The sequence below is a fragment of the Rhodoligotrophos appendicifer genome, assembly GCF_007474605.1.
GTDB classification, from domain to species: Bacteria; Pseudomonadota; Alphaproteobacteria; order Rhizobiales; family Im1; genus Rhodoligotrophos; species Rhodoligotrophos appendicifer.
On sequence record NZ_VHKL01000003.1, the window covers coordinates 97,405 to 111,510 of the forward strand.

Here is a 14,106-nt window from a genome sequence, read left to right on the forward strand (position 1 = left end):
TTCAGCTTGCATAGGCGTCGGCGTAACTTCCACCCAGGCTCATGATCGTCGAGCGCGTCTCCAGATAGGCATCCAACGCCTCTGGACCATTCTCCCGTCCAAGGCCGCTGACTTTGAAGCCACCATAGGGGATGTTCCAACGCAAATAACGATAGGTGTTCACCCATACGGTCCCAGCCTGGATCTGGTTCGCGACCCGGTGCGCCCGACCAACATTCTGTGACCAGATACCAGCAGTGAGCCCGTACTGCGTGCCGTTGGCGATGGCGACCGCATCCTCTTCAGTCTTGAACGGGATGACTGAGCAGACTGGGCCGAAGATCTCCTCCTGGGCGATCCGCATGTCATTGTTCACATCGCTGAAGACCGTCGGTTCGACGAAATAGCCGCCCCGGAATTCGTCGCCCCCCAACCGCTTGCCACCCGCTACCAGCTTGGCCCCTTCGTCCCGGCCGATGGCAACATATCGGAGCGTTTTTTCCAATTGCTGTGCGCTGGCTTGCGGACCCATCTGGGTTCCCTCCTCAAGCGGCATCCCGACCTTGACGCGTCCGGCTCGGCGTCCGAGTTCCTCCACCACCTGCCGGTAGATGGGCTCATGCACCAGAAGTCGCGATCCGAGCGCGCAGCTCTGGCCGCAAGCCATGAAGGCCGCGTGCGTTGCGGCATTCATGGCGGAGGGAATGTCCGCATCGTCGAAGATGATATGCGGTGACTTTCCGCCATTCTCGAAAGACAGCCGCTTGAGCGTGCCGGCCGCGCTTTTCATGATCGCCTGCGCCGTGCGATGGTCACCCGTGAAGGAGATCTTGTGAACATCGGGATGGGCCACGAGATGCGCCCCGTTGGTCTTGCCGTGTCCTGGCACGACATTCAGGACCCCTTTCGGAAGTCCAGCGGCCTCGGCAATCTTTGCCATGACCAATGCCGTGACCGAGGTGGTTTCCGCAGGTTTGAGCACCACCGTACATCCTGCCGCGAGCGCCGGCCCGATTTTCCAGGCTGAGAGAAGCAACGGCGCGTTCCATGGCACGATGGCTCCGACCACGCCAACGGGCACGCGTGTCGTGTAGACGTGCATACTGGGATCGACGGGAATCATGCGTCCGTCGATCTTGTCTGCCAGGCCTGCGTAGTAATGGTACCATTGGCTGTGCGCGCCGATATCAGGTCGCGTTTCCCGGATCGGGCGTCCGTTGTCGCGAGATTCGAGCGTCGCAAGTTCACTCGTATGCTGCTCGTAGAGAGAGGCGAAGCGGCGCAGAATCCCCGCTCGTTCGTAGACGCTCATCCGAGACCAGGGTCCGCGCAGAGCCTCATTGGCGGCAGCCACCGCTCGGTCCACATCCGCCGTGCCGCCGAACTGAACCTTCGCCCAAGGGACTCCGGTCGATGGATCGATGGAGTCCACCATCTCTCCATCTAATGATGCGACCCATTCGCCGCCGATAAAGAGCTTGTCGTGCAGCCTGAGCTGTTCGTTCATGGCATCCTCCCATTCGCAACGGCAATGGGCGCCCACCCTCGCCGCGCTTATTGATGGCTGTAGAGCTTGAGACCTGCGACCGGCAGCTCTGCCCGCAGGATCGACCCCGTCTGCGATTCGATGATGTAGAGATGCTTGTTCTCCGGCCCGCCAAACGCAAGATTGGTGGTGTAGAGCCCGCCGGTGGGTGACAGAATCCGAAACAAGGGTTCGCCGAGCCGCCCGAAGACGCAGACCTGGCCGGCCCCCACATGGGCGACCGCGATCCCGCCATCCTGCATCACCGCCATTCCATCCGGCCCGACCCCGCCCGAGAGCTGAACATAGGTGCCGACTTTTGTGACGTTGCCATCAGCCAGCAGCGGAACCCGCCAGACTGCATTGGCGCGGGTCACGCAAAGATAGAGAATCTGTTCGCTCGGATTGAGCGCAAGCCCGTTCGGGCTGGGAGCGAAGTCGACGATCTTTGACAACTGGCCATTGGCTCGGCGTCGGTACACCCTGCCCGAGGGATCCTGCAGGCCGGTCTGGCCCTGATCGGTGAAGTAGAGATCACCATTGCTGGCAAAGATCATGTCGTTGCAGCCGCGGAAGCCTTCGATATGGTAGTGCGAAATAAAGGGTTCGATATGACCCGAGCCGGGGTCCAGCCGCATGATTCCGTTTTTCTGGTCCGCGATGTAGATCATCCCGTTCTTATGGATCTTGAGCCCATTCGGCCAGCCGTCATACTCGACCACCAGGCTCCACTCTCCCGCCGGCGTGATCTTGAAGACGCGACCGAAAGGGATGTCGACTACGTAGAGATTGCCCTCTCGGTCGAAGGATGGTCCCTCGAGAAATGAGCTAATCTTCATGCCATGGAGATTGACTTCGGCCCATTCGATGCTTGTGCCGGATCTGTCGAACTTCTCCGGGACTCTTGTGAAAACCTCGGCTTCGATGACTTGCGCAGGCGGATACATGAAGTGTCCCGAAGTTTGCTGATGGGATCAGGCGGCGGCATTTGCCTTAGACGGGGGTCTGGCGATCTCCGCGCCCGCCTGGCGTTCGAAGAAATGAACCGTCCGGTTGACATCGGCGGTGGCGCCGATCTCCTTGACGATCGCCTTGTAGTATTCCTGAACCATGCCGCCCAGAAAGAGCGGCACGTCCGAGCCGATCGCCAGTTGGTTCGCGAGCTTGACATCCTTCAGCATCAGGCCGAGGGCAAAACCCTGGTCAAGATTGTCGCCAGACAGGATATGGCGTGGGAAGGTGACTTCCAGCGTATAGGAGCGTCCCGAGCCCTTGTTGAGGACTTCGACCGCCTTCTCGGGGGGCAGACCGTTTCGGGCAGCCAGCCCGATCACTTCGAAGGCAAGCAGCCGCTGGCTTGCCGCCATGAGATTGTTGCAGGTCTTGGCCACGTGACCGTTTCCACTGCCGCCACAATGCAGAACATTGACGCTGATCTTCTTCAGGATCGGCTCGATCTTCGCAAACTGCGCGTCGCTGGCGCCAACCATGATCGCTATCTTGCCCGCTTCCGCCCATTGTGGACCGCCGCTGACCGGCGCATCCACAAGCTCGATGCCATGGGGCTCCAGCTCTTGCGCCATCTCCCGTGTGGCAATGGCATCACCCGTAGTCTGGTCGACGATCATCGATCCCCGCTTCAGACCGGTGACCAGACCATCCTTGCCAAAGATGACGTCACGGACCTGGGCTGAAGTCTGCAGGCAGGTGAACACCACATCACAAGCTTCCGCCAGTGCCTTGGCGCTCTTGTAGGCAGTTGCACCATCGGCCACGAAAGTCGCTACCGCTTTGGGATTGAGATCGAACACGGCAATCGGCTGGTCGAGATGCAGCCGTCGCGCAAGCGCGCCGCCCATATTGCCAATACCGACATAACCAATGGTCATCATCTCCTCCTGGAAATTTGGTTTCCTATGTCTCCGGGCCCCACAAAGCGGCGCCCGCATTGACCAGCCGCAGCAGCCAAGGGCGGTATTCGGTCAAAGTTGACACCACCATCATTCGTTGTCAATACGCTCACTATATTGTCTATATGCAACAATTTTGAATGGCGGGCGCGGCTTGTGATCTCGCATCCGGCATGTCCCTCAAGTCAATACCCATAAGAGCTTCGCGCCCAGTCAACTCGAGCATGCCAATGAAGGCTATCCAAAACCATCCCTGATCTCATTGATGTTATTGTATATGGACAATAAACATAGCGCATTGACAATTAATATGAGTTAGCGATAGTCGATCTGACATCGCCGTCTCCTTAGCCCCGGCTCAACGCCGGGCGAGCACGGCACTAAGAGCCGCACGGAGGGCGCCATGAATCAGGAAACCCATAACTTCCCGAAGATTACGGAAGGCGCTCTCGCCGACCTCCGGGGCCGGATCGGCAAACGGATCGAGGATACCCTTGAGCCCTGGTGCTATGAGGCGACGCGCGACAACATCCGCCACTACGCGCACGGCATGGGCGACGACAATCCACTCTGGTGTGATCCTGAATATGCAGCTCAAACGCGTTATCGTGGGCTGATCGCACCACCGAGCTTCTTGTTCGCTTGCAGCCGCATCATCTCTGGATATGTCGGCGGCCTACCGGGCGTCCATGCAATGTGGTCGGGTGCGGATTGGACTTGGCATAAGCCGGTCTACCGCAATGACAGTTTCACGACCGAGGCTTGGCTGAAGGATCTGGTTGAACACGAGACCCGTTTTGCAGGTCGCGCCATCCAGCAGATCTACCATGTGAACTTTTTCAACCAGCGGGGGGAGCTTGTCGCCGAGGCCGAAAGTTGGTGTTTTCGCACCGATCGCAATCTCGCCCGTGAGAAGGGTACGAAATACACTGAAGCGAAGGCCAAGGCCCCGAAATACTATTCCGACAGCGAGTTGGAGGAGATCTTCGACCTCTATGAGCGGGAAGAGATCCGCGGATCCACTCCGCGCTACTGGGATGACGTCAACATAGGCGACAAGCTTCCGCGGATGGTGAAGGGACCAATGACGGTGTCCGGTTTCATCGCTTACGCGCAGGGCTGGGGCGGCCTCTATGTGCGCGCGAACAAACTCAACTGGAAGCAGATCAAAAAACACCCTGGCCTTGGGATCAAGAACCGCTTTGGCGTACCCGACTGTCCGGAGCGCGTCCATTGGGAGGCGGAACTCGCCCTCGCCGTGGGCGCACCCGGCGCCTATGATTATGGACCCGAGCGCTGCTCCTGGTTAACCCACCACGTCACCAACTGGATGGGCGACGATGGTTTCCTGCGGCAGGCGAAGTGCCAGATTCGCCGCCACAATCCTGAGGGCGATACCATTTTCATCGACAGCAGCGTTACGCGGAAGTTCGATGAGGCCGGCCGCAAATTGGTGGAGATAACCCAAGAAGCGCTAACGCAGGATGGCGAACTATCCGCCCGTGGATCAGCTGTCGTGGAACTTCCAAGTCGGTGATTATAAGGTCGTTCTCTTGACTGAAATCACAAACAAACCCGAATGCCGATCGAGCTTGAGCCCAACACGCCGTTCCTCTCCAGCCTCCTGCACAAAGGAGATCGCGTCGTATGGGCTCAGGGCACGGCAGAACCAACCTCTTTGTCCCAGGCGTTGATAACCGAAGCTCCCGAATTAGGCGGAGTTTCAGCTTTTGTAGGTACGTGCTTCTCCTCTACCCTGGAGAGAGCGGGATCGGATCATGTCAGCTTCTCAAGCTTTGGCGCGGTAGGTTCCCTGCGCAAACTTGCCGCTCGCGGCCGGCTCGATATCATACCTTGCCATGCCTCTCAGGTCGGATCCTACATCCGCGACGGCCTGATCGGCTGTGACGTGGCGTTCATTCAATTGAGCGAGCCGGGTCCAGATGGACGTCACAGCCTTGGACTTGTTAATGACTACATTCGCGATGCAATGGCGGTAGCCCGGATTGTCATTGCGGAAATTAACGACCAGGTCCCGTGGACCTATGGCAATGCGCTCGCCAAAGAGGACGGCATAGACGCTATCCTCCGCGTATCGCGGCCGCCTATCGAGGTCCCAGGCGGAAAACCTAATGAGATCGATGCGGCAATTGGCCGTCACACGGCCGCATTCATCGAAGATGGCGCCACGTTGCAGCTCGGCGTCGGCTCGCTGCCGGATGCGGTGCTTGGCGCCCTGAGCGATCGGCGTGATCTTGCCATCCACAGCGGGGTGATCGGCGATGCCGTCATAGATCTGGTGGAACGCGGTGTCATCACCAACGGGCTCAAACCAATTGATACGGGGATCTCGACCACAGGCACCGTTTTCGGCACGTCGCGTCTGTATCGCTTCATTGATCGCAATCCGGCGTTTGCAGTGATGCCCAGCTCCTATCTCTACGCGGATTCGACGCTCGCTCGCCTACCGCAACTGGTGTCGATCAATTCAGCCTTAGAAGTTGACCTCACAGGACAGGTTGGAGCTGAACACACGGCGGAAGGCTTCGTAGGCACGATTGGCGGTCAACCGGACTTTGTCCGCGCGGCCCAACGCTCATCGCGCGGTCACTCGATTATCGCGATGCGCTCGACGGCGGGTGGCGGCACGCTGAGTCGGATCACACACCGCCTCAGCGGCAGCGTTACAACCCATCGCGCGGACGTAGACATCGTGATTACGGAATTTGGCGTCGCCGAGCTGAAGGGCCAAACAATTGCAGAGCGGGCGCGGCGGCTTATCGCTATCGCACACCCGGATTTTCATGAGACCCTCGACCGCGAAACTCACCGACTGCTGTCGCGGCGATATTGAGGTAGCCCCGCCAGAATTCTACCCATGAGCGCCTGGCGGTGTGATTGTGGCGCCGGAGAGCCGCTCGAATAGCTTCACCCCGAGATTGACCTCGCCATCCCTGCCGAATTCATTGGCCAAGTCGCGGTAGAGCGCCAGCACCGTTGAGCCAAAGAACATCGGCACGTCCGAGGCGGCCGCCAGATCCTGCGCCAGTCGCACGTCCTTGTGCATAAGGCCAAGGGTAAAACCCTGAGCAAGCTCGCCCGTGAGGATATGCTTAGGAAACGTGTGCTCGAGCATGAAGTTGCGGCCGGAGCTCTTGACCATGACCTCCCAGGTCTTTTGGGGCGTGGCGCCGTTCTTGACCGCCAGGCACATCACTTCGAAGGTCAGCAGCCTTTGTGCCGCGTTGAGCAGGTTGTTCGCAAGCTTGATGACCTGACCAGTCCCGAGAACACCGGTATGGACCACGTTGGAGCTGATCATCCTGAGAACCGGCTCTGCGCGCGCGAATTGGACCTCGGTACCGCCGACCATGATTGCAATCGTGCCTGCCGCAGCACCGGGAGGACCGCCGCTCACCGGACCATCAATCAATTCGATCCCGTCAGTCTCGAGTTCCTTGGCCATCTGGCGCGTCGCATTCGCATCGCCCGTCGTCTGGTCGATGATCATGGTGCCACGCGCTAGGCCCTCGCGCAGTCCATCCTTGCCAAAGATAACTTCACGAACCTGCTCCGAAGTCTGCAGCGACAGGAGAACGATGTCGCTCTTTTCGCCAACTTCCCTGTTACTTTGGCAAGCCGTCGCCCCGAGTCTGGTTAGGGCCTCGATATTGGCGGCACGAAGGTCGAAAACGAACAAGGGTTGCGACAACTGCAGCCTTGCGGCAAGGGCGCCACCCATGTGGCCGAGGCCGATATATCCGACTTTCATTGCATCCTCCCAGACAGAGTGCTTCCGCAACTTCTGCCGCGACGATAAGAAGGATGATCTGTGTTGTAAACACACAACGAGAATTGCCCTCGTACAATAGATCTCAAATCGGCAGAGCTTATCAAGTTATTGTACATGTACAATTTCAATGGTGTATTTACAATTTTTAGGGTCGCTGGGACTATGGGTCAATTGGGACCGAATGCCCTGCCCCGCCGCTTCGGGGAACGACGAGAACCCAGGAGGATAAAAGTGAAGATCGGAATCCTGCTCACATCCCATCCCGATGCGGCGACAGAGCCTTATCCACACCAGACTGTGCATGATCGCGTTACCGGCGAGGTGATGGAGGCCGAAGAAGACGGCTTTGATTCCGTCTGGATCGCGGAGCATCACTTTTCCAACACTTACGGGATCCTACCCGATCCTTTCGCCTACCTGGCGTATCTTGCAGCCAAAACGTCACGGATCAAGCTCTGTGCAGGCGTCATGGTCGTTCCGCTGCATCATCCAATGCGCATCGTCGAGAATGCCGCCTTCATCGACATCCTGAGCAAGGGGCGGTTTCAGCTGGGTCTTGGTTCCGGCTACCGGCCTTACGAATTCGACGGTCTGGGGGTGGACTACGAAGAGCGCCGCGCTATCCAGCAGGAGGCCATCCCTCTTATCCTTGATGGTTTCCACAAGAAGCGGATGATGCATCAGGGCAAGTACTTCACGATCAAGATCCCAGAAGATCGCGAGATTTTTCCCCAGCCCATCCAACGGCCGCACCCTCCGATTTATCTCGGTGCCGGCACTGATGGCTCGATCATCCAGGCGGCCCGCAATGGCTTCGGGCTGATGCAATCGTCTCTGCCCAGTGCCGAGGTGCTCGGACAGCATATTGATCTTTATCGCCGGCATATGCACGAGGCCCCCGCCCTGCTCGCTCAGAACCCTGCCTTCGGTCAGACCGACGTTGTCCGCATGGTCTATGTCGCGGAGACGGACGCCAAGGCGCGCGAAGATAGCGAGGAAGGTATTGTCCGCCACATGCGGAGCTTCCTTGTGGGCACGGGCAAATACCTAGGCGACGTGACCGAGAAGTCCGGTGCCGACGATTTCACCTATGACAAGGTCGTTCGCAATACGATCCTGCACGGATCGCCGGAGACGGTGATCCGTCAGATCGAAGACCTCGCAAAGGTCGGCGTGACTTCGATCATGATCCACTACCCGCCCTATTATGGCATGCAGAAAACTTTGAAAATGCTCCGCTTCTTCGCGAAAGAGGTCTTGCCGCACGTAAGTAACATCGGCGCCAAGGTTTCCACACCGATCCACCAAGAAAATCGGAAGATTGCGTGACCACCTCGACCAGGAGGTTGCCCCTGAACGGTCGGGTAGTCGCAACCGGCCTCCGCTTTCCTGAAGGGCCGGTCGCCCTCAGCGACGGCTCCATCCTTGTTGTCGAGATGGCTGCCGGCGATTTGACGCGGATTTCCCCCGATGGTCACAAGACCGTCGTGGCCCATGTTGGCGGCGGCCCCAACGGAGCTGCCATCGGACCCGATGGTCACATTTATGTCTGTAACAATGGTGGCTTGACCTTCATACAGGGCCCTGATGGCCGTCGTCGCCCCACGGGCGGAGCTCCTGGCCATCCGGACGGTTCGATTCAGCGCGTCGACCTGTCCACCGGCAAAGTCGAAACCATCTTGACCGAGTGCGACGGCCAGCCGCTACGTGGCCCCAATGACATCATCTTCGATGGCGCCGGTGGTTTCTGGTTCACCGACCTCGGCAAGGTTCACGAGACCGTCATTTATCGAGGAGCCGTCTACTACGCCCGCCTCGACGGCTCCCTTATCAAGCGGGCGATATTTCCGATCTTTATGCCAAACGGCGTGGGACTTTCACCGGATGGCCGGACCCTCTATGTGTCGGAGACCGATACGAGCCGGCTATGGTCGTGGCCGATCATCGGCACCGGTGAGGTCGCCAAGGATCCATGGCCATCGCCCCACGGGGGTAAGATCGTCCATGGCTTGCCTGGTTACAGCCGCTTCGATTCCCTGGCCGTTGAAGAAGCCGGAAACATCTGCATAGCAACCCTGGTGACCGGTGGTGTTGCGGTTGTCACACCAAACGGCGACCTCGCCGAATTCCATGAGGCGCCTGAACCCTACAGCACCAACATCTGCTTCGGCGGCTCCGACCTCAGAACAGCGTTCATCACTCTTTCCGGCACTGGGATCCTGTTGGCGGCTGATTGGCCCAGGCCGGGGCTCCGACTGCAGAACAGCTGAGGGGTACGAAGGAACTTCGCTAGCAGACTGCTTTCACAATCAAAAGACTGGAGGAATGTCGATGGGTCGGAAATATTTCGTCGGGGCCATGGCTGCAGCGGCCGTCTTGATGACAGCCTCCGTGGGCTTTGCACAATCGCCTCCTCTCAAGATCGGGATCCTAAACGACCAGAACGGTCCCTTCGCAGACTTGGGTGGCAAGGGCTCGGTCCTTGCTGCTCAGATGGCGGTTGAGGACTTTGGGGGGAAGGTCTTGGGCCGGGATATTGAGATCATCAGTGCCGACCACCAGAACAAGGCCGACATTGCCTCGTCCATCGCAACGAGATGGTATGATGAGGAGGGCGTCAGCGCGATCGTGGGCCTGCCCGTCTCATCCGTGGCTCTCGCTGTGCAGTTCATGGCCAAGGAGCGAAAGAAAATCAGTATCACGACGGGAGCCGGGTCCACGGCCCTCATCGGCAAGGAGTGTTCGCCGACCGGCTTTCTATGGGTTTACAACACCTACTCATTGGCGCACGGGACGGCGTTGGCGGTTACGAAGGGCGGCGGTCAAACCTGGTTCTTCATCAGTTCCGACTACACCTTCGGCAAACAGCTGGAAAAAGATGCCACTGAGGTGATCGAGGCCAATGGCGGAAAGGTTCTTGGCGCGGTCCGGCACCCAATCAACTCTAACGATTTCTCCTCATTCCTGGTCCAGGCTCAAGCCTCCAAGGCTGAGGTCATAGGTCTTGCGAATGGTGGCGCCGATACAGTGAACGCGATCAAGCAGGCCGCCGAATTCGGCATCATTGAAGGCGGTCAGAAGTTGGCCGCCATGATCCTGTTCGTGCAGGACGTCCGTAGTATGGGTCTCGACGCGGCCCAGGGCCTCGTTCTCACCTCCGGTTTTTATTGGGATCAGAACGAGCGGACGCGCGACTGGTCAGAGCGCTTCATGAAACGCAACGATGGCAAGGCTCCGAGCGAACTTCAGGCCGGCGACTATAGTGCAGTGATGCATTACCTGAAGGCGCTAGCTGCGGCGGGCAAGGATGACGGCGTCCTGGTCGCCGAGAAGATGCGGGAGATCCCCGTCGACGACTTCATGACAAAGAATTCCAAGATCCGCGCGGATGGATATTTGCAGCGGGACTTCTATCTTTTCCAGGTGAAGACACCGGCGGAGAGCAAAGGCGAGTGGGACTATTTCAAGGAGCTTAGCATGATCCCGGCCAGTGAGGCCTCGCCGCCCGTCGCCGGCTCGGAATGCGCATTGCTGAAAAACTGACAGAGCTCCTCCCTCCTAGCCCGGTGTGAACGATGGCTCAATCGGTCTACGAACAGTTCCGTGACGCGGCTCTCCAGTCACCGAATTTGCCCTTCCTTTGTTATCCGCCATCGGTGGATCGGGGCTACGTGGCCGAGGGGGGAGATTTTCTCTACGGCGAAATGCTTGGCAAAGTTGATGCAATTGCTCGGTCCTACCAGGAGGCCGGCTATCAGGCGGGACATCGCGTGGCTCTGGTGCTCGGGAACCGGCCCGAGCATTTCGTCCATCTGCTCGCGCTGAACAGTGTCGGCGTTACTGTCGTGCCGCTGAATCCTGGCTATCTCAATCACGAATTCGCATATGGAATTGACTTCGCCGACTGTGCGCTTGTCGTCGGGGCTGCGCCCCGCATGGATGATCTCTGGCTCGTTGCCGCGGGTCTTTCCACCCCCGTCCCCGTGATCGATGGCGAGCAACTGCCAGACAGGTTTCCCTCACCCGCAGCCAGAATTCAGAGCAGCGCTTCGAGCCTGGGCGACCGCGAAGCCATGATCATCTACACCTCAGGGACCACGGGTCGACCCAAAGGTTGCATCATCTCCAACGCGTCATGCCTGGCCGCCGGTGAAAGCTACAGCACCGCCGGCGGCGTCATCAATTTCGAGAAGGGTCGCGACAGGCTCTATATCCCTCTGCCCTCCTATCACATGAATGTCTCGATCTACACGCTGAACACCATGGCCCGCCTGCACAGCTGCATGGTGATGCAGGACCGCTTTCGCGCGTCCACCTGGTGGTCCGACATCGTCGTGACCCGAGCCACATGTGTCCACTATATGGGGATCATTCCGCCATTGCTGTTGAAGGCGCCGTTTAGCCAGGACGAGCGCCGTCATTCCGTGAAGTTCGGTCAGGGCGCCGGCATCGATCCCATCGTGAAAGAGGGCTTCGAGCGACGCTTCGGCTTCCCGCTCGTCGAAGCTTGGGGCATGACGGAGACCTCGCGCGCGATCCAAAATAGCCGGGAGCCGCGGGACTCCGATGGCCGCGCGTTCGGCAGGCCGCGACCCCCGCTCGAAGTGAGGATCGCTGATGAGAACGATGAGCCATTGCCTTTTGGCATGGCGGGCGAACTGCTCGTCAGAGCGGAGGGTGGCAATCCTCGGCATGGTTTCTTCTCGGGATATCTGAAGCAGCCGGAAGAAACCGAGAAGGCTTGGCGCAATGGCTGGTTTCACACCGGTGATATCGCCATGCAGAGGGAGGATGGCATGCTGTTCTTCATTGAACGTCGCAAGAACATCATCCGTCGCAGTGGTGAGAACATTGCCGCCGCCGAGATCGAGGAAGCGCTCATCAATCATCCCGAAATTGAGAGTGTCGCGGTCATGGCGGTTGCCGACGAGTTGCATGACGAGGAGATCCTCGCCTGCATCGTCTTGATGCCTGGAGTTGATCCCTCTGTCGACCTCGCCCGAGCGATCCAGGAGCGGGCCCGAGACCGGCTTGCCCCCTACAAGCTGCCGGCATGGCTGGCCTTCATTGAGACGATACCGGTGACAGGGACCCAAAAAGTTCAGAAGGGATCAATCTTTCCCGAGGGGGTCGACCCGCGCACAGATCCCCGCAGCGTCGATCTCCGCGACACCAAGAGGAAGCGTTCGCAGGAGAAGATCCGCATCATTTGAAACAAGCTGCTGAACCACCTGGATGAGGACGTCGAAAAATGTCGCTTGCCCATATCGTCGGGATCTTCGAGCACCCGACGCGTCTCGCCCGCGAGCAGTCGGTGGCACAGTTGCATGGCGAGGTCGCCATCGGCGCGCTTGCTGATGCCGGCCTCTCCAAGAGCGACATCGACGGCTATCTCTGCGCCGGCGACGCACCGGGCATAGGCCCGCTGTCGATCGTCGAATATCTCGGGCTCAATGTTCGTTTTGCCGATTCGACCGACATTGGCGGCTCATCGCCGATTGCTCATGTCGCCCACGCTGCCCAGGCGATAGCGGCCGGGCGTTGCAATGTTGCGCTGATCACCACGGCAGGACGCCCCCGAGCCGCGGCTGAGCGGCCGGGCGCTTTGACGGAAATTACCGACTATCCCGAAAGTGCCTTCGAACTCCCCTATAGGCCGGCGCTGGCGGCCTCCTACGCCATGTGCGCGAAGCGCCATATGCATGAATTTGGCACCACCAGCGAGCAACTCGCCTGGATCAAAGTTGCCATCTCCCATCATGCCCAGCACAATCCGCACGCCCTGTTGCGCAATGTGGTGACCGTGGACGACGTGCTCGGCTCCCCCATGATCGCCGACCCGCTCCATCGTCTGGACTGTTGCGTGATGACAGATGGAGGGGGCGCCGTCATCGTCGCCCGCGAGGAGATCGCGCGCAGTCTCGATCGTCCGCGCGTTCGCCTGCGTGGGGCCGGCGAGTGGATCAAATATCAACGGGGCGCCGATTTCGATATCACCACGACCGCTGGCAAGAGGTCCGGCGCACAGGCCTTCGCGGAAGCAGGCGTCGAACCGGACGACATCAAATATCTCTCCACCTATGACAGCTTCACCATCACCGTGCTTCTCGCACTCGAAGATCTCGGCTTCTGCGCCAAGGGTGAAGGTGGCCGCTTTGTGGAGGAGGGTCAGCTTATTTCCGGCATTGGCCGCGTCCCCGTGAACACGGATGGGGGTGGCCTTTGCAACAATCATCCAGCCCATCGCGGCGGCATGACGAAGATCCTGGAGACTGTACGCCAGCTGCGCGGCGAGGCCCATCCGGCTGTCCAGGTGAAGAATTGTAACCTGGCGATTGCCCATGGCACGGGTGGGATGCTCGATCGTCGCCATGGCTGTGCAACTGCAATACTTGAGCGGCTCTGAACATGAACTCTGAATCGTCCATTCCCTCTCCCACACGCACTCCCGAAACGGATGAATTCTGGGATGCGGCGGACAACTCGCAGCTGCTGGTAGGCCATTGCGAAAGCTGCCGGAAGCCGCATTACTATCCTCGACGCATCTGCCCATTCTGCCTGTCCACAGCTGTAGTCTGGCGTGCAGCGAGAGGCGAAGGCCGGATTTATTCATTTAGCGTCGTCCGTAGGGCGGTCGTGCCCTACGTAACGGCGTTGGTCACTTTGCCCGAAGGCGTCACCCTGATGACCAACATCATCGACGCCGACCCCGAGGGCATGCGAATTGGCGATCGTGTCCGAGCAGTTTTCGTGCCCGCAGAAGATGGTCAGCTGGTACCCTTCTTTACCCCTGATCCTTAATTCGCGGGGCTGCTGAGCAATCATGTCATGGCTGGACTTGAGAACTTTAGGCTTCGGAAAAGCCGTCAGGCTGGCGAACACTCGCCGCCCCGCTGTTC

General features: G+C 59.1%; 12 protein-coding genes. 8 read left to right on the forward strand and 4 right to left on the reverse strand.

What is annotated here, in order from left to right; translation table 11 throughout:
* Window position 1 precedes the first annotated feature (1 nt).
* Genes FKM97_RS07340 through FKM97_RS07350 form a run of 3 tightly spaced genes read right to left on the reverse strand, consistent with a single transcriptional unit; the run spans window position 2 to window position 3,396 of the window.
* A complete protein-coding gene (locus FKM97_RS07340; RefSeq protein WP_144291761.1) occupies window positions 2–1,486 on the reverse strand; it encodes an aldehyde dehydrogenase in 1,485 nt (494 codons plus the stop codon).
* A 47-nt stretch (window positions 1,487–1,533) separates the two neighbouring features.
* Window positions 1,534–2,451: an SMP-30/gluconolactonase/LRE family protein gene (locus tag FKM97_RS07345; protein WP_144291762.1), complete on the reverse strand. Its 918-nt coding sequence runs from the start codon at window positions 2,449–2,451 to the stop codon at window positions 1,534–1,536.
* Window positions 2,452–2,478: 27 nt separating this feature from the next.
* Complete coding sequence (locus FKM97_RS07350; RefSeq protein ID WP_170240805.1) at window positions 2,479–3,396, reverse strand: NAD(P)-dependent oxidoreductase; 918 nt, start codon at window positions 3,394–3,396, stop codon at window positions 2,479–2,481.
* Window positions 3,397–3,817: 421 nt separating this feature from the next.
* On the opposite strand from FKM97_RS07350, the gene FKM97_RS07355 reads away from it, so the two are divergent.
* Both FKM97_RS07355 and FKM97_RS07360 read left to right on the forward strand, forming a co-directional pair.
* Complete coding sequence (locus tag FKM97_RS07355) at window positions 3,818–4,951, forward strand: FAS1-like dehydratase domain-containing protein (protein WP_144291764.1); 1,134 nt, start codon at window positions 3,818–3,820, stop codon at window positions 4,949–4,951.
* A 42-nt stretch (window positions 4,952–4,993) separates the two neighbouring features.
* Complete coding sequence (locus FKM97_RS07360; RefSeq protein ID WP_144291765.1) at window positions 4,994–6,268, forward strand: acetyl-CoA hydrolase/transferase family protein; 1,275 nt, start codon at window positions 4,994–4,996, stop codon at window positions 6,266–6,268.
* Between the two features lie 18 nt (window positions 6,269–6,286).
* On the opposite strand, the gene FKM97_RS07365 is transcribed toward FKM97_RS07360, so the two are convergent.
* Window positions 6,287–7,186: an NAD(P)-dependent oxidoreductase gene (locus FKM97_RS07365; protein WP_144291766.1), complete on the reverse strand. Its 900-nt coding sequence runs from the start codon at window positions 7,184–7,186 to the stop codon at window positions 6,287–6,289.
* Window positions 7,187–7,438: 252 nt separating this feature from the next.
* Here FKM97_RS07365 and FKM97_RS07370 point away from each other — a divergent pair, with 252 nt between their 5' ends.
* From FKM97_RS07370 to FKM97_RS07395, 6 genes are all read left to right on the forward strand, one after another.
* Entirely contained in the window at window positions 7,439–8,536 is a 1,098-nt protein-coding gene (locus FKM97_RS07370; RefSeq protein WP_170240806.1) for an LLM class flavin-dependent oxidoreductase, read from the forward strand.
* Window positions 8,533–9,477: an SMP-30/gluconolactonase/LRE family protein gene (locus tag FKM97_RS07375; protein WP_144291768.1), complete on the forward strand. Its 945-nt coding sequence runs from the start codon at window positions 8,533–8,535 to the stop codon at window positions 9,475–9,477. The genes FKM97_RS07370 and FKM97_RS07375 overlap by 4 nt, the downstream gene beginning before the upstream one ends.
* A gap of 61 nt (window positions 9,478–9,538) precedes the next feature.
* Window positions 9,539–10,750 carry an ABC transporter substrate-binding protein gene (locus FKM97_RS07380; protein ID WP_144291769.1) on the forward strand — a complete coding sequence of 404 codons (1,212 nt, stop codon included), beginning with the start codon at window positions 9,539–9,541 and terminating at the stop codon, window positions 10,748–10,750.
* A gap of 32 nt (window positions 10,751–10,782) precedes the next feature.
* Window positions 10,783–12,420 (forward strand): AMP-binding protein, encoded by a 1,638-nt coding sequence (locus FKM97_RS07385; RefSeq protein WP_144291770.1) that lies wholly within the window; start codon window positions 10,783–10,785, stop codon window positions 12,418–12,420.
* Between the two features lie 38 nt (window positions 12,421–12,458).
* Window positions 12,459–13,613: a thiolase domain-containing protein gene (locus FKM97_RS07390; protein WP_144291771.1), complete on the forward strand. Its 1,155-nt coding sequence runs from the start codon at window positions 12,459–12,461 to the stop codon at window positions 13,611–13,613.
* A 2-nt stretch (window positions 13,614–13,615) separates the two neighbouring features.
* Window positions 13,616–14,008 (forward strand): Zn-ribbon domain-containing OB-fold protein, encoded by a 393-nt coding sequence (locus FKM97_RS07395; protein ID WP_144291772.1) that lies wholly within the window; start codon window positions 13,616–13,618, stop codon window positions 14,006–14,008.
* Window positions 14,009–14,106 lie beyond the last annotated feature (98 nt).